The organism is Streptomyces sp. NBC_01003, from assembly GCF_045162695.1.
Classification (GTDB): domain Bacteria; phylum Actinomycetota; class Actinomycetes; order Streptomycetales; family Streptomycetaceae; genus Streptomyces.
On record NZ_CP108707.1, the window covers coordinates 6,277,275 to 6,300,638 of the forward strand.

23 protein-coding genes are annotated in these 23,364 nt (G+C 68.1%); 13 read left to right on the top strand and 10 right to left on the bottom strand.

Annotation, left to right across the window (positions count from 1 at the left end):
• Positions 1-7 precede the first annotated feature (7 nt).
• Positions 8-844, top strand: a complete 837-nt coding sequence (locus OG698_RS28675; RefSeq protein ID WP_406106385.1) for a DUF1707 domain-containing protein — start codon at positions 8-10, stop codon at positions 842-844.
• A 40-nt stretch (positions 845-884) separates the two neighbouring features.
• Here the strand turns inward: OG698_RS28675 and OG698_RS28680 are convergent, their stop codons facing one another.
• On the bottom strand, positions 885-2,207 hold the full coding sequence (locus OG698_RS28680; protein ID WP_406106387.1) for an SGNH/GDSL hydrolase family protein: 1,323 nt from the start codon (positions 2,205-2,207) through the stop codon (positions 885-887).
• A 299-nt stretch (positions 2,208-2,506) separates the two neighbouring features.
• Between OG698_RS28680 and OG698_RS28685 the strand changes: the two genes are divergently transcribed.
• Complete coding sequence (locus OG698_RS28685; RefSeq protein WP_406111333.1) at positions 2,507-3,835, top strand: DUF445 domain-containing protein; 1,329 nt, start codon at positions 2,507-2,509, stop codon at positions 3,833-3,835.
• On the opposite strand, the gene OG698_RS28690 is transcribed toward OG698_RS28685, so the two are convergent.
• Complete coding sequence (locus OG698_RS28690; RefSeq protein ID WP_406106389.1) at positions 3,765-5,081, bottom strand: MFS transporter; 1,317 nt, start codon at positions 5,079-5,081, stop codon at positions 3,765-3,767. The two genes, OG698_RS28685 and OG698_RS28690, sit on opposite strands and share 71 nt — an antisense overlap.
• Before the next feature lie 71 nt (positions 5,082-5,152).
• On the opposite strand from OG698_RS28690, the gene OG698_RS28695 reads away from it, so the two are divergent.
• The 3 genes from OG698_RS28695 to OG698_RS28705 all read left to right on the top strand — a co-directional run bounded on the left by OG698_RS28695 (position 5,153) and on the right by OG698_RS28705 (position 7,202).
• Positions 5,153-6,211 (top strand): GlxA family transcriptional regulator, encoded by a 1,059-nt coding sequence (locus tag OG698_RS28695; protein WP_406106391.1) that lies wholly within the window; start codon positions 5,153-5,155, stop codon positions 6,209-6,211.
• Positions 6,212-6,316: 105 nt separating this feature from the next.
• Positions 6,317-6,760 (top strand): hypothetical protein, encoded by a 444-nt coding sequence (locus OG698_RS28700; protein ID WP_399973501.1) that lies wholly within the window; start codon positions 6,317-6,319, stop codon positions 6,758-6,760.
• Between the two features lie 43 nt (positions 6,761-6,803).
• On the top strand, positions 6,804-7,202 hold the full coding sequence (locus OG698_RS28705; protein ID WP_406106393.1) for a VOC family protein: 399 nt from the start codon (positions 6,804-6,806) through the stop codon (positions 7,200-7,202).
• A 19-nt stretch (positions 7,203-7,221) separates the two neighbouring features.
• Here OG698_RS28705 and OG698_RS28710 read toward each other — a convergent pair whose 3' ends face one another.
• Positions 7,222-7,527 carry a hypothetical protein gene (locus OG698_RS28710; RefSeq protein WP_399973503.1) on the bottom strand — a complete coding sequence of 102 codons (306 nt, stop codon included), beginning with the start codon at positions 7,525-7,527 and terminating at the stop codon, positions 7,222-7,224.
• 215 nt (positions 7,528-7,742) lie between these two features.
• Here OG698_RS28710 and OG698_RS28715 point away from each other — a divergent pair, with 215 nt between their 5' ends.
• The 6 genes from OG698_RS28715 to OG698_RS28740 all read left to right on the top strand — a co-directional run bounded on the left by OG698_RS28715 (position 7,743) and on the right by OG698_RS28740 (position 12,070).
• Positions 7,743-8,147: a WXG100 family type VII secretion target gene (locus OG698_RS28715; RefSeq protein ID WP_406106395.1), complete on the top strand. Its 405-nt coding sequence runs from the start codon at positions 7,743-7,745 to the stop codon at positions 8,145-8,147.
• A 187-nt stretch (positions 8,148-8,334) separates the two neighbouring features.
• Positions 8,335-8,646, top strand: a complete 312-nt coding sequence (locus tag OG698_RS28720; protein WP_406106397.1) for a WXG100 family type VII secretion target — start codon at positions 8,335-8,337, stop codon at positions 8,644-8,646.
• A complete protein-coding gene (locus OG698_RS28725) occupies positions 8,646-10,361 on the top strand; it encodes an RNase A-like domain-containing protein (protein ID WP_406106399.1) in 1,716 nt (571 codons plus the stop codon). Before OG698_RS28720 ends, OG698_RS28725 begins: the two co-directional genes overlap by 1 nt.
• Before the next feature lie 14 nt (positions 10,362-10,375).
• Complete coding sequence (locus OG698_RS28730; protein ID WP_406106401.1) at positions 10,376-11,029, top strand: hypothetical protein; 654 nt, start codon at positions 10,376-10,378, stop codon at positions 11,027-11,029.
• Positions 11,026-11,334, top strand: coding sequence for an RNase A-like domain-containing protein (locus tag OG698_RS28735; protein WP_406106402.1), 309 nt, complete (start codon positions 11,026-11,028; stop codon positions 11,332-11,334). Before OG698_RS28730 ends, OG698_RS28735 begins: the two co-directional genes overlap by 4 nt.
• 34 nt (positions 11,335-11,368) lie before the next feature.
• Positions 11,369-12,070 carry a contact-dependent growth inhibition system immunity protein gene (locus tag OG698_RS28740; protein WP_406106404.1) on the top strand — a complete coding sequence of 234 codons (702 nt, stop codon included), beginning with the start codon at positions 11,369-11,371 and terminating at the stop codon, positions 12,068-12,070.
• Between the two features lie 14 nt (positions 12,071-12,084).
• On the opposite strand, the gene OG698_RS28745 is transcribed toward OG698_RS28740, so the two are convergent.
• Positions 12,085-12,708, bottom strand: coding sequence for a hypothetical protein (locus OG698_RS28745; protein ID WP_406106405.1), 624 nt, complete (start codon positions 12,706-12,708; stop codon positions 12,085-12,087).
• A gap of 183 nt (positions 12,709-12,891) precedes the next feature.
• On the opposite strand from OG698_RS28745, the gene OG698_RS28750 reads away from it, so the two are divergent.
• Positions 12,892-13,308, top strand: a complete 417-nt coding sequence (locus OG698_RS28750) for a DUF4440 domain-containing protein (RefSeq protein ID WP_406106406.1) — start codon at positions 12,892-12,894, stop codon at positions 13,306-13,308.
• Positions 13,309-13,451: 143 nt separating this feature from the next.
• Here the strand turns inward: OG698_RS28750 and OG698_RS28755 are convergent, their stop codons facing one another.
• Both OG698_RS28755 and OG698_RS28760 read right to left on the bottom strand, forming a co-directional pair.
• Positions 13,452-13,670 (bottom strand): DUF397 domain-containing protein, encoded by a 219-nt coding sequence (locus tag OG698_RS28755; RefSeq protein ID WP_406106408.1) that lies wholly within the window; start codon positions 13,668-13,670, stop codon positions 13,452-13,454.
• Entirely contained in the window at positions 13,670-14,518 is an 849-nt protein-coding gene (locus tag OG698_RS28760) for a helix-turn-helix domain-containing protein (protein ID WP_406106409.1), read from the bottom strand. Before OG698_RS28760 ends, OG698_RS28755 begins: the two co-directional genes overlap by 1 nt.
• Positions 14,519-14,724: 206 nt before the next feature.
• Here OG698_RS28760 and OG698_RS28765 point away from each other — a divergent pair, with 206 nt between their 5' ends.
• The gene (locus tag OG698_RS28765; RefSeq protein ID WP_406106411.1) at positions 14,725-15,483 is read left to right on the top strand and encodes an ATP-binding protein; all 759 of its coding nucleotides are present in this window, start codon (positions 14,725-14,727) and stop codon (positions 15,481-15,483) included.
• On the opposite strand, the gene OG698_RS28770 is transcribed toward OG698_RS28765, so the two are convergent.
• Genes OG698_RS28770 through OG698_RS28785 form a run of 4 tightly spaced genes read right to left on the bottom strand, consistent with a single transcriptional unit; the run spans position 15,400 to position 23,157 of the window.
• On the bottom strand, positions 15,400-16,503 hold the full coding sequence (locus OG698_RS28770) for an AAA family ATPase (RefSeq protein ID WP_406106413.1): 1,104 nt from the start codon (positions 16,501-16,503) through the stop codon (positions 15,400-15,402). The two genes, OG698_RS28765 and OG698_RS28770, sit on opposite strands and share 84 nt — an antisense overlap.
• Positions 16,500-18,374, bottom strand: coding sequence for a DrmB family protein (gene drmB / locus OG698_RS28775; RefSeq protein WP_406106415.1), 1,875 nt, complete (start codon positions 18,372-18,374; stop codon positions 16,500-16,502). Before drmB ends, OG698_RS28770 begins: the two co-directional genes overlap by 4 nt.
• Positions 18,371-21,535: a helicase-related protein gene (locus OG698_RS28780; RefSeq protein ID WP_406106417.1), complete on the bottom strand. Its 3,165-nt coding sequence runs from the start codon at positions 21,533-21,535 to the stop codon at positions 18,371-18,373. The genes drmB and OG698_RS28780 overlap by 4 nt, the downstream gene beginning before the upstream one ends.
• Complete coding sequence (locus tag OG698_RS28785) at positions 21,532-23,157, bottom strand: NERD domain-containing protein (RefSeq protein WP_406106419.1); 1,626 nt, start codon at positions 23,155-23,157, stop codon at positions 21,532-21,534. The genes OG698_RS28780 and OG698_RS28785 overlap by 4 nt, the downstream gene beginning before the upstream one ends.
• Positions 23,158-23,364 lie beyond the last annotated feature (207 nt).

Sequence of the window (23,364 nt, forward strand, 5' to 3'; positions counted from 1 at the left end):
TGGTCCCATGACGGACGAACGCCCTGAGCGCCCCGAGCCGAACGACCTGCCCGAGCTGCGGGCCTCCGACGCCGACCGGGACCGGGTCGCGGAGGTCCTGCGGGACGCCCTCGCCGAGGGGCGCCTGGACATGGAGGAGTTCGACGAGCGGCTCGAGGCCGTGTACAAGGCGCGTACGTACGGCGAGCTGGCGCCCCTCACGCGTGATCTGCCGGGGGCGGGCGCGGCGGCGCCGGAGACCCCGGTGAGCTTTGTGAAGGAGCCGCAGCCCGAGGGCGCGCTCGACTGGCGGACGCGGATCGGCGGGGAGGCCACGTCCACGTGGGCGCTCGCGTTCTTCGGCGGGTTCGGCCGCAAGGGGCGCTGGACGGTGGGCGAGAGGTTCACCTCGTTCGCGATGTTCGGCGGGGGCGAGATCGATCTGCGGGAGGCGCGGTTCGCGTCCCGCGACGTGGTCATCAACTGCTTCACGATCATGGGCGGGATCCAGATCAAGGTGCCGCCGGAGCTGGATGTCACGGTCAAGGGCTTCGGCATCATGGGCGGCGTAGACGACCGGGCGTCGGGCGAGGGCACGCCGGGCTCCCCGCGGGTCGTCGTGCGGGGGTTCGCCCTGATGGGCGGCGTCGGCGTGGACCGCAAGGCGAGGCGCGAGGAGCGTCTTCGCTTCAAGGAGGAGCGCCGCCAGGACAAGCTGGACCGCATGGCCGCGCACCTCGAGGCGCTGGAGGGGCACCGCGAGCGGCACGCCGAACGCCATCAGCTGCGGCACGAGCGCCACGAGGAGCGGCGCCAGCGCCAGTGGGAGCGGGCGGAGGAGCGCCGCGACAGGCGTGAGCGGTAGCGCACCCGCGCCGTGAGCGGTGGTGCAGCCGGGCCGGGCACTACAGCTCGGCCGGCGTCGACCCCTTCAGCGTCGTCAGGTTGAACGTGTCCGCCATCCTGCGGAAGCCGGAGTCGCTCGGGTGCAGGTGGTCACCGGAGTCGTACGCGGGCAGGAGCTTGCGCGGGTTGTACGGGTCGCGCAGCGCCTTGTCGAAGTCGACGAACTCGTCGAAGACCTTGCCGGAGCGGATCTGCGCGTTCACGGCCTGGCGCACGCCTTCGAGGCGGGGCTCGTAGCCGCGGTGGCCCTGGAACGGCATGAGCGTCGCGCCGACCACGCGCAGGCCGCGCGTGTGCGCCTGCCGGGTCAGCTCCCGCAGACCCTCGACGATCTTGTCGGGGTCGTTCTGGTGCGGGTTGCGGAGGATGTCGTTGACGCCGAGCGCGATCACGACGGCCTTGACGCCTGATCGGTCGAGGACGTCCCGGTCGAAGCGGGAGAGGCCGCTCGGGTTGTTCGCGGGGCGGCCGAGGCCGTCGGACAGGATGCGGTTGCCGCTGATGCCCTGGTTGACCACGCCGTAGCGGGCCGCGCCGTTCTCGTCGCGCAGCCGGTCGGCGAGGTCGTCCGTCCAGCGCCGGTTGGCGCCCACCGTCGAGGTGACGCCGTCGGTCAGGGAGTCGCCGATCACGACGACGGTGCCGTCCGACTCGTTGCTCAGCACGTCGAGCGCGGTGACGTAGCGCCAGAAGGGGGTCTGCTGGGTGAACGGGGCGCCGGTCGCGTCCTCCGCGCGGTCGCCCTGGGCGACGTACGACATCTGGCGGGCCTGCGGGTGGTAGGTGACCGGGCCCGACGGGGTGGGCGAGTAGGTCGTGACGAGCATGTCCGCGTCGTGCGGGACGTGCAGTCGAACGGCGTCGCTCATGGCCTGGGAGCCGGCCGGGATCACGACCGAGGTGTTGCCGCCGAAGGTGAGGCGGCGCAGGGTGCCCGCCGCGGCGGCCGGGGTGTTGGGCGCGGCCGCGACGGCGATCGAGGCGTGCGTGATGCTGAGCGGCTGCTGCCCGAAGAGGTTGGAGAACGTGATGCGGGCACTGGTGCCGCCGATGCTGGTGTGCACGACGTTGCGCACGGTGCGGCCCGCGAGGCCGTCGGTCTCTGTGCCGGGCTCGCCGCCCGCGGGGGAGGCCGACCAACTGCCCGACCAGGTGCCGGTGGAGGCGGGGGCCGCCGAGTTCTGCGGGTGCCGGGGGCCCGCGCTGACCGTGCTGTCCGAGCCGTCGAAGGCGCCGGAGACGCCCAGGTATATGGCGGCCGAAATCACGACGACCAGGGCCGCGACCGCGGCCAACAGGGCATAACCGTGGCGCTTGGTCATGCGGGGGTGTCTCCTCGGGCAGCGGGAGCCCCGAGGCTCCGGTGTGATGATCCCATGATGCGTCATGGGTCGGGAGGAAGCCGACACTGCCCCCCTCCGCCTTTTGAGACGCCGGGAACTTGTCGTCCGTTCCGGGAGTCGGTCAGGTAGGGACAATGTGTGAGAGGGATGACACGGGGGACTTCCGGGTGAGCGGACGTGTGACGGGCGGAGTGAGCTGAGTGGACGAAGTGGAGGACGCGAAGCGCGCGGCGGCCGCGCGCGGCACGCAGGACTTGGAGGAAACGGGCGAAGCGGGCATGAGTGAGCATGCCCGCGCGGGCGGCTCCTCATTCGGTACGCGGCCGGCCCCGTTCAGCGCGGGCCCCGGCTCGTTCAGCCCCGCCGACGTGGAGAAGCAGCGCGGCGTACGCCGGATGAAGACCACCGCCACGGGCCTGCTCCTGCTCGTCGCCGTCATCTACGTACTCGCCAAATGGGGGCAGAACTCCGGCGCCGGCGCCTGGGCGGGCTATGTCGCCGCGGCCGCCGAAGCGGGCATGGTCGGCGCCCTCGCCGACTGGTTCGCGGTCACCGCGCTCTTCCGCCGCCCCCTCGGCCTGCCCATCCCGCACACGGCGATCATCCCCACCAAGAAGGACCAGCTGGGCGTCTCGCTCGGCGAGTTCGTCGGGGAGAACTTCCTCTCCTCCGACGTCGTACGGCAGCGGCTGCGCGCCGTCGGCATCGGCAGCAGGTTCGGCACCTGGCTGGCCGAACCGGAGCACGCCGACCGGGTGACGGCCGAGCTCGCCACCGCCCTGCGCGGCGCCCTCACCGTGCTGCGCGACTCGGACGTCCAGGCCGTCGTCGGCGAGGCCATCACGCGCCGCGCCGACGCCCAGGAGGTCGCGCCCGGCATAGGCAAACTGCTGGAGAGGGTCGTCGCCGACGGCGGCCACAAGCGGGCCGTGGACCTCGTCTGCGCACGCGCCCACGACTGGCTGGTGCGGCACGGGGACTCCGTGATGGACGCGGTGCAGGGCGGCGCCCCCGGCTGGACCCCACGGTTCGTCGACAAGAAGATCGGCGACCGCGTCTACAAGGAACTCCTGCGCTTCGTCACCGAGATGCGCGACATGCCCGGGCACCCGGCCCGCGGCGCCCTCGACCGCTTCCTCGGCGACTTCGCCTCCGACCTCCAGTCCGACACGGACACGCGGGCGCGCGTCGAGCGCCTGAAGTCCGAGGTCATCGCCCGTCCCGAGGTCCAGGACCTGATCGCCTCCGCCTGGTCCGCGGTGCGCGCCATGATCGTCGCGGCGGCGGAGGACGAGCGCAGCCAGCTGCGGCTGCGGGTACGGGCCTCGCTGCTCTCCCTCGGCTCCCGGATGGCGACGGACGAGCGCCTCCAGGACAAGGTCGACGGCTGGGTCGAGGGCGCGGCCACGTACGTCGTGACGACGTACCGCAAGGAGATCACCTCCCTCATCACGGACACCGTGGCGGGCTGGGACGCCGAGCACACCTCGAAGAAGATCGAGGCGCACATCGGCCGTGACCTGCAATTCATCCGGATCAACGGCACGGTGGTGGGCTCGCTGGCAGGGCTCGCGATCTACGCGGTGTCGCGGGCACTGGGGGCGTGACCGCTTCGCTGCCCGCCTGGGTGGAGCGGCGCACCGTCAGCGCCAGCAGCGCCGCCCCCGCGCACAGCGCGCCCGCGCCCACCCACACCGGGTCGTACGAGCCGAAGGTGTCCCGTGCCATCCCGCCCGCGAACGCCACGGCCCCGGCCCCGACCTGGTGCGCGGCGCTCACCCAGCCGAACACGACCGGCGCGTTCGCCCCGTAGTGGGCGCGGCACAGCGCGATCGTCGGCGGCACGGTCGCCACGTCGAGCAGCCCGAAGACGACGGTGAACGCGACGAGCGGCGCGTCCACGGCCGACGTCAGGAGCAGCGGCAGAGCGAGGAGAGTGAGGCCGCGCAGGGCGTAGTACACGGCGAGCAGGCGGCGCGGATCGGCGCGGTCCGTCAGCCATCCGGACGCCACCGTCCCCGCGACATTGAAGATCCCGATCAGGGAGAGCAGCGACGCGGCGACCGTCACCGGCATCCCGTGGTCGTGGGCGGCGGGCGCGAAGTGCGTCCACATCACCCCGTTCGTCGAGGCGCCGCAGACGGCGAAGGTCCCGGCGAGCAGCCAGAACGGGCCGGTGCGGGCGGCGCGGCCGAGAGTGCGCAGGGCGTGCCGGGCGGCGCCCTCGGTACGGCCGGCGGGGCGAGCGGTGCCTTCGGTTCGGCCCAGGTCCTTCCGCGACTCGCGCACCGCGGCCCACACCACCGGCAGCGCGCCGGCCGCCGCGAGCGCGAGTGCCGCGGCGGCGGCCCGCCACGAGTACGTGTCGATCACCCACGACAGCGCGGGCAGGAACACGAACTGCCCCACCACGCTCGCCGCCGTGAGCAGCCCGGTGACGAGCCCGCGCCGCGCGACGAACCACCGCTCGGTGACCGTCGCTGCGAACGTCGTCGCGGTCGCCCCCGTCCCCAGGCCCACCAGCACGCCCCAGTACATGACGAACTGCCAGGGCGCGGTCATCGTCGTCGCGAGCCCGGCCCCGGCCCCGACGAGGCACAGGGCGCCGACGGCGACGCGCCGCATCCCGAGCCGGTCCATGAGCGCCGCCGCGAAGGGGGCACTCCCCCCGTACACGACCATGTTCACGAGCGAGCCGAGCCCGACGGACGCCCGTGACCAGCCGAGATCCTCGTGCAACGGCCCGACGAGCAGACCGGCGAGCGTGCTGAACGCCCCGGCCGTGACGATGGCGAGCGCGGCACCGGCGGCGACGGTCCAGGGGGACCGGGGAATCTTGCGATACGGCCTCATGACTTCACCCTGCGACGGAGGCGCCCGGCGCCACGACTGGCCAGATGGCCATGACATGAAAGAATCCGGCCATGCCTCCCGTAAGGCCCGCAAGGCCCGCGACCCCGGCGCCAGACGGTCGCCGAACCGTCGCCGTCCTCGTCCGCGACGGCGTCCTGCCCATGGAACTCGGCCTGGTCCACCAGCTGTTCGGCACGGCGCGCTCCGCGACGGGCGAGCCGCTCTACGACGTCCGCACCTGCGCCCCGCGCCCCGGCAGGATCCGTACGGACGCGGACTTCCCGATCTACGCGGAGCACGGCCTGGCGACGGTGGCGGCCGCGGACACGGTCCTCGTACCGGCGTCGCACGAGACGGACGAGGGCCTCGGGCCGGACGGCCTGCCCGAGGAACTGGCTGCGGCGCTGATCGGGGATGCGGCCCTGCGTGGGGCGGAGGAAGCGCCAGGACCCGGCCCGCACTCCCACGCCGGCCCCCGCCGCATCGCCTCCATCTGCACCGGCTCGTTCGTCCTCGCCGCGGCCGGACTCCTGGACGGCCGGCGCGCGACGACGCACTGGATGTCGGCCGATCTCTTCGCGCGTACGTTCCCGTCCGTGACGGTGGACCCCGGCGTCCTGTACGTCGACGAGGGCCGGATCCTCACGTCCGCGGGCGAGGCGGCGGGCATCGACCTGTGCCTCCACATGATCCGCCGCGACCACGGCGCGGCCGTCGCCGCGGAGGTGGCGCGCCGCACGGTGGTGCCGCCGCACCGGGAGGGCGGCCAGGCGCAGTTCATCCAACGCCCCGTGGAATCAGAGGGGTTGACGTCCACGTCCGCGTCGCGCGCGTGGGCCCTCGCCCGCCTCGCCGAGCCCCTCACCCTCGCCGAGCTGGCCGCGCGCGACGCCATGTCCGTCCGCACGTACAGCCGCCGCTTCCGGGAGGAGACCGGCCTCACCCCGATCCAGTGGCTGACGCAGCGCCGCGTGGACCGCGCGCGCGAACTCCTGGAACAGACCGACCACACCGTCGACCGCATCGCGACGGATGCGGGCTTCGGCACGGGCACGTCGCTCAGACAGCACTTCCAGGCGGGCCTGGGGGTGTCGCCGGGCGCGTACAGGTCGACGTTCAGGGGGAGGTGAGGGGCAGGCGAGGGGGGGAAGTGAGGCGGTCGGCGGGAGAGCGGGTAGGGACATGAGTATGCGTACTCTGTCGCCCCCCGCGGCCCGTCCCGGAACCTCGTAGCCATGACCGCCGGAACCGCAGCAGCACGTCTCCTGAGGCCTCTGCCCCGCAGCCCATGGCCGGAGCGCTGGCTGACCCGCCTGCTCCTCCTGGGCCTGTCCACAGCGGCGTACGTCCTGTGCATGCCCTGGGACCTGCGCAACCGTCCGGAGACCCCCGGCTCGATCAACGAGACCACCCCGGTGACGAACCTGGGTGTCACGATCCTCGCCGTGGCCCTCCTGGCCCTCGGTGCGTACGCCGGCCGTCGCGACCGCCTTCCGCTGGCGGTCCTGCTGGTGGCGGCCCCGCCGATCGTGCTCCTCTACGCGTCGTTCGCCTCCCACCCCGACCCGGGAGGCATCTTCCCGTGGCAGCTGGTGTGGTGCTTCTTCTCGCTCGTGATGGCGGGGGCGGTGCTCATCGCGGCGGCGGTCGGACGCACGTTCCGCGAGGATGACCGGTAGTCCGCGTACCGCCCCGACACGACCTCATCGCCCGGGAGCCCCGATGACCATCCGCAGGATCGTCCCGAACCTCACGACGAAGTCGCCGGAGTCGATGGCCGAGAACCGCGGCTTCTACGGCCTGCTCGGCTTCGAGGAGGTCATGCGCCTGTCTACCGGGGGAGCGGGAGACCCCCGGACCCCCGAGGCCTGGGTGATGACCCTCGCGTCCCCCTCCAACCCGACCGCCCAGGTCAGCTTCCTCACCCACGACGAGACCGCGCCCGTGATCCCGGACCTCAGCGTGGAGGTCGAGGACGTGGACGCGGTCTACGAGCAGGTACGGGCATCCGGCGCGAAGATCGTCCACGACCTCCGCGACGAGGAGTGGGGCGTGCGCCGCTTCTTCGTACGGGACCCGGAGGGGCGAGTGGTGAACGTGCTGGGGCACCGGGGCGCGTAGCCCCCCGTAGGGGTCCGGCCTAAGCGGTGTGGCGGTCGGCGAGTGCCCAGGACGCGGCGGCGACACCCCCGGCGACCGTGAACACGGCGGGCCAGGCGCCGAGCTTCTTGGCGAGCGGGTGCGACCCGGCGAAGGCGGCGACGTAGGCACCACCGAGCACGGCAGCCACCTTGCCCCCGGCGGCCTGCCGCCACTGGGCTCCGGCCGCGACTCCCGCGGCGGCCAGCACGACGCCGCCGAGCTGCCGCTTCTTGGTGAACCGGGCCACGGCGTACCCGCCGACAATCCCGCTCGCGGCCACTGCTGCCGCCGGTACCTTCGCCATCGCTGCCTCGCTTCTCCGTCATGTGCGGCCCGGGTGGACGTGGACCGATTCGAGGCTAACGCGCGGGATTGCGGCGCCTGCGGGCAGGCCGGTCCTCGGCCGGTCCTCCGTGAATGCGGGGGGCGAGGGGGCCGTCGCGAATGGCCCGCGGTGCTCTAGAATTCCTGTGCGATCAACGGGGGTTGAGCGCCACATGTGACCGGGGGAGCGGTGTGATGGGCGATCCAAAAGATCTACGGGTTCCGCCGGAGAAGCTGACCAAGCTCGCGGACGACCTGGACGGCATGCAGGACCACCTGGACAAGCAGGTGAAGCGCATGGACACGATCGTCGACAGCATCGAGGCGGGCTGGAGCGGCCCGGCGTCGACGGCGTACCGGGGATTTCACCGGGCGGCGGCCGAGGACGCCGTACGGATCCGCGAGGTGATGAAGGTCCTGGAGCAGGCGGTCCGCATGAGCCGCGACGGCTTCACGGAACTCGAACTGGACAAGCTCGACCAGTTCCGCCGGATCCAGGTCAACGTCGATGTGGCGGGCGAGGCCGACAAGCTGTCCACGCCGAACGTCGAGGCGCCCGCGCCGCCCTCACGGCCGCGCAGCGGCCTGGACAGCTTCTGATCCGGCGGGTCCACGCACTCGCCTTCGCCATTCGCCATTCGTCATTCACCACTCGCCGCCGCATCCGTACGCAGCCGTGGACCGGAAGCCCGTACGCGGATGGGGCCGAAGCAGTAGCCGTAGCCACAACTCGTAGCCGTACGCCACAACTCGTAGCCGCAGACGTGCACAGCGACAAGGGGGATCCGTGCCGCCCAGCGACGCCGACGACCACATATCGGTCGCCTTCACCACCCTCCACCACCTCGCGGTGGAGCTCGAGGACATCCTCAAACAGCTCAACGGGCGGATCGACGACCTCTACGAGCGCGTAGAGCCGGTCGTCCTGTCCTGGCAGGGCGAGGCCCGGGAGATGTTCATCGACAAGCTCGACGAATGGGACCACTCGGCGCAGGATCTCCAGGCGGCCCAGAAGTGGCTGCACGAGATCGTGACGACGGGCCACATCAACTACGCGGCGGCGCACCGGGCGGTCCTGCGCGGCTGGGGCGTGGCCTGATGGGGACGCCGGCGCCGAGCAGCGGCACCATCGACGTCAAGCCGTCCACGCTGCACCAGGTCGCGGGCGGGTTCGCGGGCGAGCAGACACCGTTCGACAAGGCCGCCAAGAACCTGATCAAGGAGCTCAAGGAGTACCCCGACGCGGGCGGTTACGGCACGGCCCCGCAGGCCTTCGCCGCCTCCTACCTCAAGGCGGCCAACCGCTACCTCGAGGTGTGGGCCAAGGCCGTGGTCAGTATCGGGGGCGCCGCGGTCGGCTTCGCCACCACCGCGAACAACTACTCCAAGGCGGAGGCCGCCAACGACGCCTCGGGCAAGACCAAGCCCCAGACGCAGCCCCCGCCCGTCGTCATCGACAAGGTCCCGAACTACGGGTCGGTCCCCGACCTGAAGTGGGGCGACGACGACGGCGGAGACGACTTCATCCGCTCGCTCCTGGAGTGCATTCCCGACGTCGTCTGGCACCTCATCCGCCCGCTGCTCGAACATGCCTTCCGCTGGGGCAAGGTCGCCGAGGTCTACCCGTATCCGCAGCAGCACTACCTCAACTCGCTGTCGCAGTCCTGGGCGGACATGACGAAGGCGCTGTCGTGGGCCGAGGGCAATCTGACGGGCCAGATGTACGGCATCACCCAGCAGAGCAACAGCGAATGGCACGACGCCATGCGCCAGTTCTGCAGCTCGCTGTGGGGCACCACGGCGTGGGGCAAGCAGACGGCGAGCTACGAGTGGAAGCACGACTCGGCCGCCAATCAGAAGCCGAGCCACCCGGTCATGTCCGTCCTGTTCGACACCGCGATGAAGATCAGCGACTTGCTGCGCGAGTTCGCCGAGGCGGCGGTGTACGTGAACGGCGAGGTGTGGGACATCTACTTCGACGCGGTCAAGAAGGCCGTCGGCGACATCGACCTCAGTGACGGCGTCGACCTCAAGGACCTCAAGGAGGGCGCGAAGGGTGTAGGCCGTTTCCTCAAGGGCCTCGCCAAGGGCGGCGCGGAGCTGAGCGTCGAGATCACGCTCAACATCGACACGGCCGCGCTCAACCGCGTCGTGGAGGAGTACAACCGCCGCGTGAACGCGCTCTGGCCCCGACTCGACGCGCTCATGGAGGCGTTGGACGAGGCGCACCGAGCCGCTCCGACGTACGCGGCGGAGGAGGCCCGTGCGGAAGCCTTCGGTGCGCGCTCGCTGAACGACTACAAAAAGGAGCACCACTTCACCGTTCCGGGGCAGGACCCGGACAACATGTTCTACCCGCTGGACCTGGCGAATCAGGAAGGTCTGTACGACAGCCATCCCATCGACAAGCATGTAGGTCTCACCGACGATCAGCTGAGAATGCGGTTGCGCGACCAAACCGGCGCACCGGCCGCGTCGACGTTCAAAGATCTCGCGTCCGCCCAGAAATTCACCACCGCGGCGATCGAGGACATCAACAACGCCGACCGCATCGCCAAATGGATCGAGAGCGTCGAGAAGAAGATCCAGAACAACCCGAACTACGACCCGAACAAATCGGAGATCCAGCCTCCGATCTACAAGGAATTCGCGGGTCAGTCCACGGGCCGCAGCGTCTCGCGTGACAACTATGATACTGACGGCATGAGTGCCAAAGCCGACGACAAGAGCTGGGTTCAGGTCCGCCTGATCTACAAGGAAGGCCTTCACCCGCCCTTCATCGTGCTCACTGCCATGCCGCACAAGGGACCCTAGGAGAGGTGGTCAACGTGCAGCCCTTCCCTGCCTCATTGTTCTCGGACGGCCCGGCGCCGCGACTCCTCGGCCTCGCCATCAAGGCGCAGGAGTCCAAAGGCGAGCTGTCACTGGACGACGAGATCCGGCGCTACATCCGCACCGTCCGCGGCAACTGGATCGCGAACTGGAACTGTTCCGTGTACACGGCTTCCGGAGTTCTTGAATTCACGGCGGATTCCGTGGAGCGCTGTGAAGGGCTGGCCCCCTTCCCGCCGGAGTTCCGGGAAAAGACGGAGCGAGCCGCCGGCGACGTGAACCCGGCGGAGTATCTGCGTATGCTCGCCGAGATCGTACGAATCCTCGACCGCGAGCCCTCGCCCGAATACAGTGAACTTCCCATGGCGGGCTGGGAGTTCCAACTGACCTTCCCCTATCTCTTCGGGTTCGACGCGATCCTCATGGACGAAGGGGATCAGGAATTCGCGGAGACGGTCCGGGCAGCGGTGACGAACGAGCACCCCTATTGCGCTGAGGGCGCCGCGGCCTACACCACCGAGGCGCAGCGCGCGCTGGTCCTCTTCCCGGGCCCGGACGCGCTCAAGTCGCGCCTTTACTGGGCGACCCGCGACCGGCTCCAGGAACTCATCGCCACCGTCAACGACCACATGCAGCGGGAGCACTCATGACCGCACACCCGACCCGCTCCGCCACCTACCCCGACCGCGAGACCGCGCAATGGGCGACCCAGCAAGTGGTCACAGCCAACGAGCAGCACATCCACCGCTGGCTCGCGCAGTCGACCCGCTCCCGCCTCGCCATCGAGGCCGCGTGGCCGTCCCGCCCGGACCCGGTCGGCCGGGTCCTGCTCCAGGCGATGATGCTGGCGGGCCGCGAGCCGGTCGACGTACGGGCCGCGCGCGTGATCCTCAAGCGGGACGACGCGAGTCGGCACGGCTTCGTCGTGCACGCCACGTTCCCTGTCTACCTGTAACCACTTGTCACCACCCGTAGAGGATGCCGCAGCCGTGCCCATGAATCCCCTCGAACACGACCGCCGATACGGCGAGTTGGACCAGGTGATGCGCGCGTACGTCGGCCAGCCGGCTGACGACACCGAGGACAAGCCGGGCGTCGCCCTCACGGCCTACCTGCGCCACACCTGGCACACGCGCCCCTGGGCCCTGGCCGCCGCCGAAACGCAGCTGCGCGAGTACTCCCGTAACCCTCCGGGCCGAGTGCGCCTGCGCCTGGGCGAGTTCTACTCGGTCCCCGACGTAGGCCTGCCCGAGGGCGACCTCCAGGGCTGGCTGACCATCCTCGCCGACCACATCAAGCAGAGCATCGAAGAAGGCGAAGTCCCGCCCCCTTCAGCCCCCTTGACCCACTGGGAGTGGCGCGCCCGCTTCCCGGAGGCGGCGCAGTTCCTCGGCGGCTGGTTCTCCCAGGACATGCCGGACGAGTTCGCCGACCATGACGCGGCGACCACGGACTACATCACCACCACCGACCCCCACCTCAAGGCGCGCCTGGCAGGAGAGCTCAACGAACTGCTGGCCCTGCCCCTGGACGAATCGGACTACGCGCTGGCGCTGGCGGAACTGGGCATGGAGGTCGACCCCCCGTCGCCGTACTCCCCGAGCGGCTGGTTGGCGCGGGTGGCGGAGCAGGTGGGCGGGGGAGGGTTCGTGGCGGATTACGGGGAGGGGAGGGGGCAGGACGGAGAGTAGGGCCTCGCCCGCACTCAGCCGCCGCTGTAGCCAGGGTTCCGCAAGCAGTCGGTGACGACGCCGACGTCGAGAACGGTGAAGTCCCTGTTGCTTTCGGGGTGTTCACGGTGCGCGGAGACATGGGCGCTGCCGGAACCGGGCCGGGTCACGCGGACGGCGACCTCGTCGTCCCGCTTCTCCTTGTTGCCCGACCGCTTCCACCCTTTTCCCTCAAGCCGCGTGACGACTTCGCGAACGAGCTGGTCGGGGGAGCGCGAATCGGAGGCGCTGAGGATCACGCTGACGTCGGCAGAAGCCACGACCTGAGCGTCATCCATGGAGTCCCCGACGAAGTCCTGAGGGTGGCAAGCACTGCTGCCGCCACCGAACTCCTCGGGCTTACTGCCGGGATCGACGGCCTTGGCCGCGTCGTAGACGTCCGGGTACATGGAGTCCATGGCTTGCCGGTACGTGCGCTGGGCCGGGTCGACCTGAGTCGAGCAGGCGGTCATCGCGCCGGCGAGGGCGAGGAGAGCGGCGACGCGGAGCCCCCGGCGGTGCGTGGGGATACGGCTACGGGTACGGGCATAGGCACGGGAGGGAGCCATGCCCCAATCCCAGCGCAGGGCCGCGGCCGGGACACGGGGACGGGTACTCATCTCACCCTGAGTAGGGGCGGCCGGAGCATCGCCGACAGGAGCTTCAGTCGTCAGTCCGGATTGGTCGCCGACGGACGTCAAAGCCCAGGCAAGTTACGGGAGTTCGGCGCCCCCACCAGGCACGGAGCGCGACCGAACCGGCGCCCGGACAGGTCCGTCCGGCTGGGTGCTACTGTCCCCGCCATGTCCGAGACCATAAGCACCACCAAGACCGAAATAGACGCGATCACGGCCGAGTTCTTCGGCGCGTTCGACAACCGGGGCGGCAGTGAGGCGGACGTCGACCGGATCCGCCGGCTCACGATCCCGGGCGCCGTGATCGTGAGCACCGGCCCGGCGACCACGGCCTACACGGTGGACGAGTTCATCGAGCCGCGCCGGAAGCTCCTGTCGGACGGCCGGCTGGTCGAGTTCTCCGAGTGGGAGACCTCCGAACACACCGAGATCGCGGGCGACATCGCAGCGCGCTTCGGCGAGTACCGCAAGTCAGGCGTCATGAACGGCGAACCGTTCGAGGGCGGCGGCACGAAGTCCATCCAGTTCGTCCGCACGCCGGAGGGCTGGCGCATCGCGTCGTTCACTTGGTACGACCAGCCTTGACGGACGCTGGGCGGGAACCGGGCGTCAGCTGGTCGCCGATGGAGACGTGCGGCCGCAGGGTCCGATCGACGAACTACTCAGACACCCGCCCCAGTTGTTGCTAACTCGAACACGCCACGTCGGGTGGCCGATGAGTGGTCGATTCACCGAGTGAGGGCGCGCGGACGTACCTCTGTTGGCAGCCCGTGAACGAAGGCGCTCCAAGCAGAGCCCTCGACCGCGATGCAGCCATGGCCTATGCGTGCGGAATCTCGTACCAGGATGCCGCCGCTCACGCAGGCCGCCTCGACGCACTCGTTGCCGCTGCCGCCGCTGTACGTGGACTTGAACCAGCGAAGCTGCTGCTGCGGATACGAGTTCATCAACTCTCCTTGAAGGCCTGCCGGATGAGGGCGCGAGACGCCTCCACGTCGAGGGCCTGTGCGCTGAGGTACTGGAATGCCAACCTATAGCGGGCCAGCTCTTCAGGCTTCTCCATGAACAGACCGCCTCCGGCAAGGATGTCCAGGAAGACGACGTCGAGTTCGGGGGTCGGTCCGCCGAGAACGACGAAACTGCCTACGGCTGCGGCGTGCGCGCCGGTGGAGAAAGGCAGGATCTGAAGCGTGACGTGGGGGAGTTCCCCGACCGACAGCAGATGTTCGAGCTGGCTGCACATGACGCCCGCGCCTCCGACACGACGACGGACGGCTGCTTCGTCGATCACGGCCCAGATGTGGGGCGGATCCTCACGGCGCAGGAGTTCTTGGCGCTTCATGCGGATGTCGACCATGTGCCGTACTTCCTTGTCGGAACGCCGCATCTCCGATGCCCTGTGGACCGCTTCTGCATAGTCCCGGGTCTGGAGGAGTCCGGGGATGTACATGCAGGCGTAGTGGTCCTCGTGCGTCACCTCGTCCTCGAGAGTGAGCATCAGGTTCATGGACTCCGGCACGGGGTCCGCGAGAGACCTCCACCATCCCTGGATCCTGGCGCCCTTGGCGAGATCGACCAGCGCTTCACGCTCGGCGTCCGTGGCGTCGTACTGCCGGCAGAGCGCGTCCACGGCCGGCCATTTGACGGCCCCCTCCTTCCGTTCGTACCGACTGAGGGTGGCTTTGGAGATGCCGACCAGAGCGCCTGCCTCCTCCAGGGTGAGGCCTTTGCGCTCCCGAAGGCGGCGCAGGTCCGCGCCGAGCTGACGCCTGCGCGTGGTGGGGCCAACTGCCATGTTTTCAGCCCTTCATGTGGATCTCCCCGCCGAGCGTGCCCCGCTCACGGGCGTGACGGCAAGAGGGCGCGTGCTGAGCATGATGTGCGCTGTCGTGCCCCGCGCGCCCCTTTGGTGAGAGTTCCATTTCGGAAGTTGCGCTGAAACCCTGGAGGCAGCTGGAACGCGACAGGCGAACCAGGTTTCTCTGGCGAGGAGTTGATGGCATGGGTGGCTGCCGCTGCGAGGTCGAGCGCAAGAGCTGGGAGCTTGCCTTCCTGGCCGAGCCGGAGGAAGTGGCCGGTATCCGGAACATCACGCGGATACACCTGGAGGCCTGGGGTCTTCCCGATCAGATCGAGGCGGCCCAGCTGTGTGTCAGTGAGCTGACGGCGAACGTCATCACTCATGTCGGTCCGGGTACGCCGACGACCCTCGCCGTCTCCATGAACGGCACATACCTGCGCATCGAGGTTCACGACCCGGACGCACGGGCGCTGCCCACGCTCCTGTCGTCGGATGCCGACGCCGAGTCCGGCAGGGGGATGGCACTGGTGGACGCGTTCGCCGATCGTTGGGGCGTCGTACCGCGCGCAGACTCGAAGATCACGTGGTGCGAACTGGCCACTGATCTGTCTGCCCCGAAGGGCCATGCCGGCGGGCTGCGTGTGACCCGGGCCGAATCACTGATCGCTCTGTACGGGGAGGCCGGCGTACCAAGAGAAGCCCCACGCACTCGCCTGGGCATCGCCCTCGCGGAGGAGACCGTGATCGACGTGATCACGGACCTCCTCCACTGGTTACGAGCCCACGGCCGCGACCCGGACGAGGTGTTGGACCGGGCTCAGGGGCACTTTGACCCTGAGGTCCTCGGAGGGGGATCTAACCGAGTAACTCGAGACCTACATTGCGCGCCGCTCCAGCAGGTGGGGGGCGATTTCGTCGACGATCTCGGGGGGATGTTGGGCGTAATGAATGAGGAATAGCTCGTCGCGCGCTCGGGTGCAGAGCACGTGGAACTGACTGCGAGTGGAGGCGCTGCTCGGGTCCTCGGCATAGGCATCTAGATCGGGAACGAAGAGAATGTCGAACTCCATCCCCTTCATGCTCGCCGCATGGATGACGTGGACCCGGTGCGAGGAGAAGTCGACGACGGATCGATTGATGTCGCCGGATACGTAGGACTCGACGGAGGTGGCGAGGCCGTGAAGGGCCAAGTCTCGGTGGATCTCGCGTTGCAGTTGCGTGCTCCTGCAGACGATCCCGATGGTGCGGTCCTGGTGGGCGGTGATGAACTGCGCCAGTTGTGCCAGAAAGGCTGGCTCGTGCGGGCACTGCAGAAGCACAGGTCTTTCACCAGAGCGCTCTGGAGGGGCCCCGAGGGCTGATGCGGGACCGACGTGAAAGGTGTTCGCGAGGAGCGCGATCTCTCGGGTCGTCCGCAGATTCACCGGGAGTGTGATGACACCGTCCATGGTCTTGAGCGCTCGATCGATGGCATCGAGACCTGTCTGCTCCTCGCCGATGCCCAGGCTTTCGTCCGCGAAGACCGTGATCTGGTTGGGGAGAAAGCGACAGAGCCGGTAGAAGCCCGGAGGGAGTTCCTGTCCTTCGTCGATGACCAGATCGTCGATCCTCCTCGGGGGCCTGTCGAGACACTCGTCTCGCATCGACTCCCAGTCGTAGCTCCATTCGCCACTCCCGTCGCTGGGCGGATCGCATGCAAAGTTGTCATTCCAGAAAGTGCGCAACCAGCGATGGAAAGTGGTGACGCGAATGCCTTCGCCGAGGCGTGCCGAGGCGTGTGCAGTGTGCTGACTCAGCAGATTGGAGTGGGTGACGAGGGCGGTGGGCCTGCCAACGGTTGCCAGGGCCCAGGCCCGATATACGGCGGCGACCGTCTTGCCGGAACCCGCGGGCCCGGTGATCAGGTGGCGCCCGTCGAAGGGAAGGGTGACGGCAGCTTCCTGTTCGGGTGTCAGGTCCAGAAGCGGTGGCAGGGTCACGGTGTGCCAATCGCCGCAGCCGACTCCTCGAAGGCCGCCTGGATCACCGGTCGGAAGAAGCCCTCGACCTGGCCGTCGCCGATGAGCAAGGTGCGATCCAGCAGAGTGTTCCCGATCTCGCACGAAGTCTCGGGAAGCAGCGTGCACGCATGGCAGGCCGCTCTGTTGAGATTGGCGAGAGACCGCCCCGTGGAGTCGGAACAGAGCGGGTCCTGCGAGCACCATTGCGCCGACTCCAGCAGGCGTACCACGGTGTCCGTCAGGTGTGGAGGCTTCCCTTGTCGGACCAAACCGCCCAGTGTCCCCTCCGAGTCGCCGGCCGCCGTGTAGACGAAGACGCCTGCTTGTGCGGGGTGTCGACTTCCTCGCGCATGGCTCCTCGCATAGATCCGCTCGCGGAGTGACGCGGCGTTGTATCCGCTGTCATAGGACAGCTGGCGGATGAGTTGGTGGGCCAGCGTGTGCAGCATCACGTACCGAGGGAGGAGCCGCGGTCCAGTTCGCTCCCGGCAGCGATCCTGTTGGAATGACGCCTCGAGATTGTTCCCCATCTGACCGACCCAGTCATGGACGCTCGCCAGGTTTTCCCACTCGCACAGGGCATCCTCGTCGAGTGAGACGAAGAGCCCCTCGCCGTACGACTCCACAGCGGGCAGCCATTGCGCTCTGGCCACGGGATTGACGGAAACCAGTCGATCGCGGTCGTCCGACTCGATGCGAGTGAAGCCTTCGAGCGCTCGGACCTCCCGGATGCGTGTCGCGGCGACGACGCGATCGATCCGTTGGTGGAGAAGTGCAATGGAGGGAGGATCGTCCGCTCGCGAACCCAGGTCCACTCGCGCGACCTCGAACTCCCGCGACGAGACAGACCTCGGGTCGGTGCTGGTGAAGGCTGCCCATTCGCCGATGCTGAGGTCGTCCTGGGCATCGTTGCTTGTCTGTCCTGCGGATCTGTCGGCAGCATCGTCCTGGAGGAGTCCACGGACAAACTCTTCGTCGACATCGCAGTCCTCGGAAATAACTTCGACGAAGGCGCTGGCGGCGGGGCCGTCCGGTGCGCTCACGAGTCTGGGCCACAGGCGATGGGTTGTCGCTCTCAGAGCGTCGGCCTCGTCATCGTCACTGTCCTCCGGCAAGGGTATTTCGATGGCAGAGTGCACGACCGGGAAGTAGACGTTTGAAGCGCCACGCTGGATAACCCGCGGGGTCTCCTCGCATTCAACCTGCTCATCCCCCTCGACCTGCCACGGGTGAACTCCAGGGCAGACCACGCCGAGGCGATTCAGAATGCCCTTCTGAGTGATCCCTTCGAGATTTCGATCGGCGCCGCACGCGAGGCACTTGATGCGCAGCGAGTCGAGGCCGGAGGAGTCCGGAGAGGCGACGAAGGAGAGCTGTCTGACCTGGCACTGCCTGCGATCGTGGCCTTCGGCCTGCCAGTGCGCCCAGCGCCGCCAGTCGATGTCCGCCATGTGCCCGTCACGGCAGACCTGGACGAAACGCATGGGTGCGAGCTGCGGGGAGTCGGAACACCGCGCGCAGCGCGGCGCCTTGTTCCTCTCCTCCCTTTCGGCGACCCAGTAGTTCATCCTTCGGCACTTGGGACAGAACAGCCATCGGGGAAAGCGCACGTACACCGGGCCGACTCGCGAGACGTACTGCGCTTTGCCCGCTGGGATCACCGGGGCTGAGCGAAAGCCGCTGACGCCGAGCTTTCGGGCGAGGCGGGGCGACTCCACCGGCTCGCCCTTCCTGCCCCAGCTCCGGGCGTCGGCCGCGACGAAGGATTCGCCTCGGAGGTCAACGATGCCGCCAACTCCGAAGGGGGTGACCGTCTGCGTACGCCGGATTCTGCGCCTGTTGTCCTTCACTGTGCCCCCTTGACTTCCACCAGGCAGTCCCTGTCGACGTTTCGCATGGACTGCGCTGTTTCCCAGAGACCTTCATTCGGCTTTCCGAAGTCCGTCAGCAGTGCATCGTGGCCCTGTCCCTGGGGTCGGTAGTAGAGCCGCCCCCCGTTGCCCAGCGCAGAGCGGGCCTCCTGAAGCCATTCGTCGATCAAGGAGTTGAGGTCCTCCTCGGTGGCGTCGGCCTCGCCAGGGTCGGAATCACGTACGTGACGCAGGATGCGGTTCCGTATCGCGTCGAGGTCGTCGCGGTGATCCACGATGTCTCCAGCCCTGTCCTCGGCGCTGAGGCCGAGGCCGTGGCGGACGAGGATCGTGAGTACGGCGTGCAGGGCGCGTTGCCTGGACGGCGGTGACCACGGGGTGACGCTTGTGGGTTCCACGTGCCGATAGAGAGAGGAGTGGTAAGCCCCGAACGACTCGTAGTGGGATCGATCTCGGGGCTTGGAAGACCGGAAGAGCGTCACGATCAGACCGGGAACCAGCCGTCGTCCTACACGGCTGGTCGCCTGGATGTACTCGGACGTGGTTTTGGGCTGCCCATTCATGATCATGAGCCCGAGTCGGGGTACGTCGACACCGACGGAGAGCATATTGGTGGTCGCAAGGAAGGAGATGCTGTCCTTCTCGGTGAAGGGTCGGCCGAGTCGGTCGAGCAGCCCAGGCTGGGCGGCACGAGGGATGTTGCTGGTCAGTTCGACCACACTGTTGTCCGGCAGATCACGACGGGACGATTCGTCACGGGTGAGGTGGGAGAGTCGGGCTGGGATGTCGTCGCGGGCGATGGTGACCGTACGGCCCAGCTCGCGAAGGCTGTTGTGGTATGCGACAACAGTCCAATACGCGTCACACAGTTCGGTCCGGTCGGTGACGGACCTAGGAGCCTGGAGCGTCGCGGCCCCGGTGTGGACCGTCGCAGTTGCTGGAGTGTGCCCCTGGGCCATGACACCTACGTACAGTCGTCCCGGCCGCGTTTCGTCCGGCGAGGCAAAGTAGGAGTGGCGGGCGTCGAGACCGGCCGGTGGGAATAGTTGGGTCTTTCGGCCGAACAGATTGCGGACCTGCTCTTGTGACCGTCGGATGGTGGCCGTCGACGCGATGACCTTTGGCTTGACCCCCTCCCAACCGCACAGTTCCAGGACGGCCGACTCGTACAAGCCAACCGTGGTCCCCAGCGGACCGGCCAGGAGGTGCAGCTCGTCCTGGATCACCAAGGAGGGCCTGAGACGACCCCGGGCGCCGAAGATGCGCCCGGCCTTGGGCTCCCAGGCGAGGCGGGCGAACTTGTCCACCGTCCCGAGGAGAAATGTGGGTGGATGCTCGTAGATGTGCTGGTCCACGACTGCGACTGGAAGCCGTTCGTGAAAGACGCAGGTGTCGCGGGGGCAGTTGAATGAGAAGGAGAGGTTGTCTGCCTTGATGCCGTAGTCACTGTCGCGGGTGTAGCGCTCCGGGACGATCTCGGTGCCGCACCATGGACAACGTTCGAGCAAGAAACGGTCGTCGGGCTCGTTGAGCTGCTTCAATTCGCCCAGTTCGCCGGCGGCCCTCGCGTAGGAGTTCGGAGTTGTCTCCTGGCCGACCCAGAGGCCAACGGTGATGGGTTCGCGGCCCAACCGGCGGGCCTCGGTTCCGTCATGGCCGAGCCTCATGTACTCAAGGGCGCAGATCGCTGTGGCTGTTCGCTGGAACTGCTGAGTGGTGAGGAGGCTGAGCGTGTATCGGCTGATGACGGCGGTTCCACCACCTGCGGCCCCGTAGTGCAGTCGACGCCATGCAATCTCGAAGCAGGCAGTCAGCAGGTATGCCTCGGTTTTGCCACCACCAGTGGGAAACCAGATCAGGTCGACGGTCTCGCGGTCGTCGTGGTTCGGGTTCATCAAGCCATCGACGACGAGTAAGAAGAACGCGAGCTGAAACGGGTGCCAGGCCGCGGTGCCGTCAGGCTCGGAGACTTCTACCACGTCCTCGTTCCGACGTCGGCGGGTGCCCGCCAACTCACGCCGGGAGTGCAGCATTTGGAGAGCCATGGCGCGATTTGCCAACCGGAACGCTTCGCGCGCATGCTCGCCCTCGCGGGAGTCTTCGGTGAGGGCGATTACCCCCGACTCCATGCGCTCGACCGCGGTCAGAACGCGGTTCAGAACACGTGCGGCTGGGGGCTGTGCCCAGTTGAGGAGCTTGGACGCATCGACGACGCGTTCCTCGTACCAATCGCGGTAGCCGGCGACGAATGATTCCAGCTCGACTCGGAGGTCCTCCGGCGCGAGATCGGGTTCGGACAGCCGGGACAGCTTCAGGACCGGCAGGTCGGACGGGCCGTCCGGACGAATGTGTGGGACCGTCTTCTGCGGCATGACCTCGGCGCGAAGCGATGTGACCGGGACGCGGCTGTCGTCCCACTCCACGGCGCACCCGTGACCCACGGCCCGCGTCACAACATGCCGATATTGGACGCGTAGTTCCTGCTCTTCGGGGTCGCGGCTGTTGAGCCGAGTGCTCGGGTACTCGAGTACTTCCCCGTTGACCGTCGTGGCCTCCAGGCCGGCCTGGAAGAGCATCAGGCTCCAGGAGTCCCGAGGCTCTTCCTCTTCGTGATGTGCATTGGACAGCACGCAGGTCACCAAGTGGCCGGAGCCGTGTGGGCGCCAGCGGACAAAGAGTTGGGCGTGACCGTTGAGGACGGGTGTGCCGGTGGAGGAGCCCACGGAGACCGCAACGGTCTCGGTCTGCTGCGGTAGCCGGTTCCACTCTCTGCGGCGCCCAGTGCGTACGGTCTCGTAGCGAGCGGCTGAGCATTCCACCTCGATGCTTGTGGCATCGGTGAAGAACGAGAATCCCATCGACGACGGCAGCCATGCGTTCGCCTCGGCAACCGGGTCGTCGGCGAACCCGTCCTCTTCGCCGAGCCCGACCGCGCTCTCCGCATCCTCCTGCTCACCGGCGGCCGAGGTGTGGGTGTGCAGGTCGGTACCGCGTGGATACAGCGTCCCCATGAGGTAGCGACGATCCGGGGGGTCGACCAGGGTTTCGTCCTGGCCCGCCGAGGGTCCCACCAACTGGCGCCGCAGATAGGCCACGAAGTCGTCGCGGTGATTGGCGAGTTCCTCCTCCGTCGCCCTCACTTCACGCCACCGTCCTTCTTCAACACGGCGATCCCAATCTCCCGCAGACGGCGCCCCACTCCGGGCCGTGTTGCGATCCACAGCTGTGCGCGGGCCCGCGTCCAGGCGACATAGACCGCGTCGAGCCGTCCTTCCAGCGCATCGGGTTCCATGTCGATCACACAGACAGCGCGGTTCTCAAGCCCCTTGAAATCGGCCACCGACGACCAAGTGATCCGTGCGCGCGGTGCCCCTGTAGCGATGGTGTCGGCGTAACGCTCAATCTTCCCGATCCGGCGAGACTGGCGGGCCGAGGTGTTCTCCCAGTCGCCGGTCGACGACAGGAGGGTGATATCTCCAGGGGCCAGGCCCTCGTCGATGAGCCGATCCAGGTAGGCGTCCAGTGCCTCGGCCTCGTGCTCCTTCGAACGGACATCGGCGAACAGCACGTGTTCCCCCTGACCAGCTTTGGCGACCCCAAGGTCGGCACCGGTGTAGGTCTGCACCTGCGTCACGATCTGCTCGGTGTTACGACAGTTCCGGCCGAGAGAGGAGGTCGTGGCTCCCAAACCGCGGAGATAGGTCCACGCCTCGTGGTCGTATCTCTCCGGTGTCAGGACTTGGTTGTTCTGGTCGAGCATGAAGATCCAATGTCCTTGCTCGAGTCCTCCTTCGGCCAATTCGTCGAGCTTCCCCAGGCCTTCGAAGTTCATCAGATCCTGTGCCTCGTCCACGATCAGCTGGTCGAAGGAACGCCCGTGCACCTCGTGGAGCCGCTCGTAGGGCAGGACCGTGACGGACTCGTCGGACAACACGTGAGCCACATGCTTGGCCAGAGGAGGGCTGGCGCAGGTGAACAGGACGCTGCTGTGAGTCGACTTGCGGCGGGCGGCCTCCACGGCCAGGAAGGTTTTGCCGGTACCCGCCCCGCCCTTCCAGATGAGCCGTGGATTTTCGGCCAACTCGTCGATCTTGTCGAACTGCTCCTCCGTCAAACGCTCGAACTCGACTTCCAGGTCTGTGATGCGCGAGCGCAGGTTTGGTACAAGGTCGAAATCCGGCCGTACGGCACGCACGATTTCCTTGCGTAGAGCCGCAGGAAGCGGGGAGATGGCCGACCGGTTCCGCCCCTTGTTGCGCCAGTACTTGCCAGCCCGCCGGATCGCCGATTCAAGGCCTCGCCCTCCGTCGTACGCCGTCTGACCCAAGTACTGCTCCGGGTCGTACGAGGTCATCGGCGGCAGGTCGACATTCGGGGTGATGACCAGATAGCCACCGACGGCGTCCCGTGCGCGAAGGCCGCCGACGGACTCTCTCAACTCCCGTTCCAGCTCGTGCATACCCGAATTAGCCTGCTCGAAGGGGCCTTCGGGACGCAGGTCCACGCGCCCGTCGCGTCGCTCGTAGCGCCAACTGCCCTCATGGTGGGCGATGCGCCCGCCCTTCACTTCGATGAACAGGATGAGCTGCGGCGTGACCACCACGAAGTCGATCTCGCCAACGCGCTTGTAGCGGTGCGAAGGCAGGTGGACGGAGTACAGCGCCACGCTCTCCTGGTCGGGGATGGCTTTGAGGGCAGCGAAGACGCTGCGCTCGGCGTGGCTCCCGGTCCTGTTCGAGATCCCGCTCGGAATGGTTCTCATCAACTCTCCCCGTGGCCGCGTCAACAAGGTCAAGATAGCGATATGAACTGAGCAGGAACACAGTGGTCGTTGTGGGGGGCGAGATGGGTACCGAAGGTCGGCGCCGCATCAATGGCGGTGACCGTACCGGTGGTTGGGATCGAACCGTTCGACTGTTGCGGCGCTTCCGGGCCGAGGGCGCGGCACTGGACGTAGCCGTATCGCGGG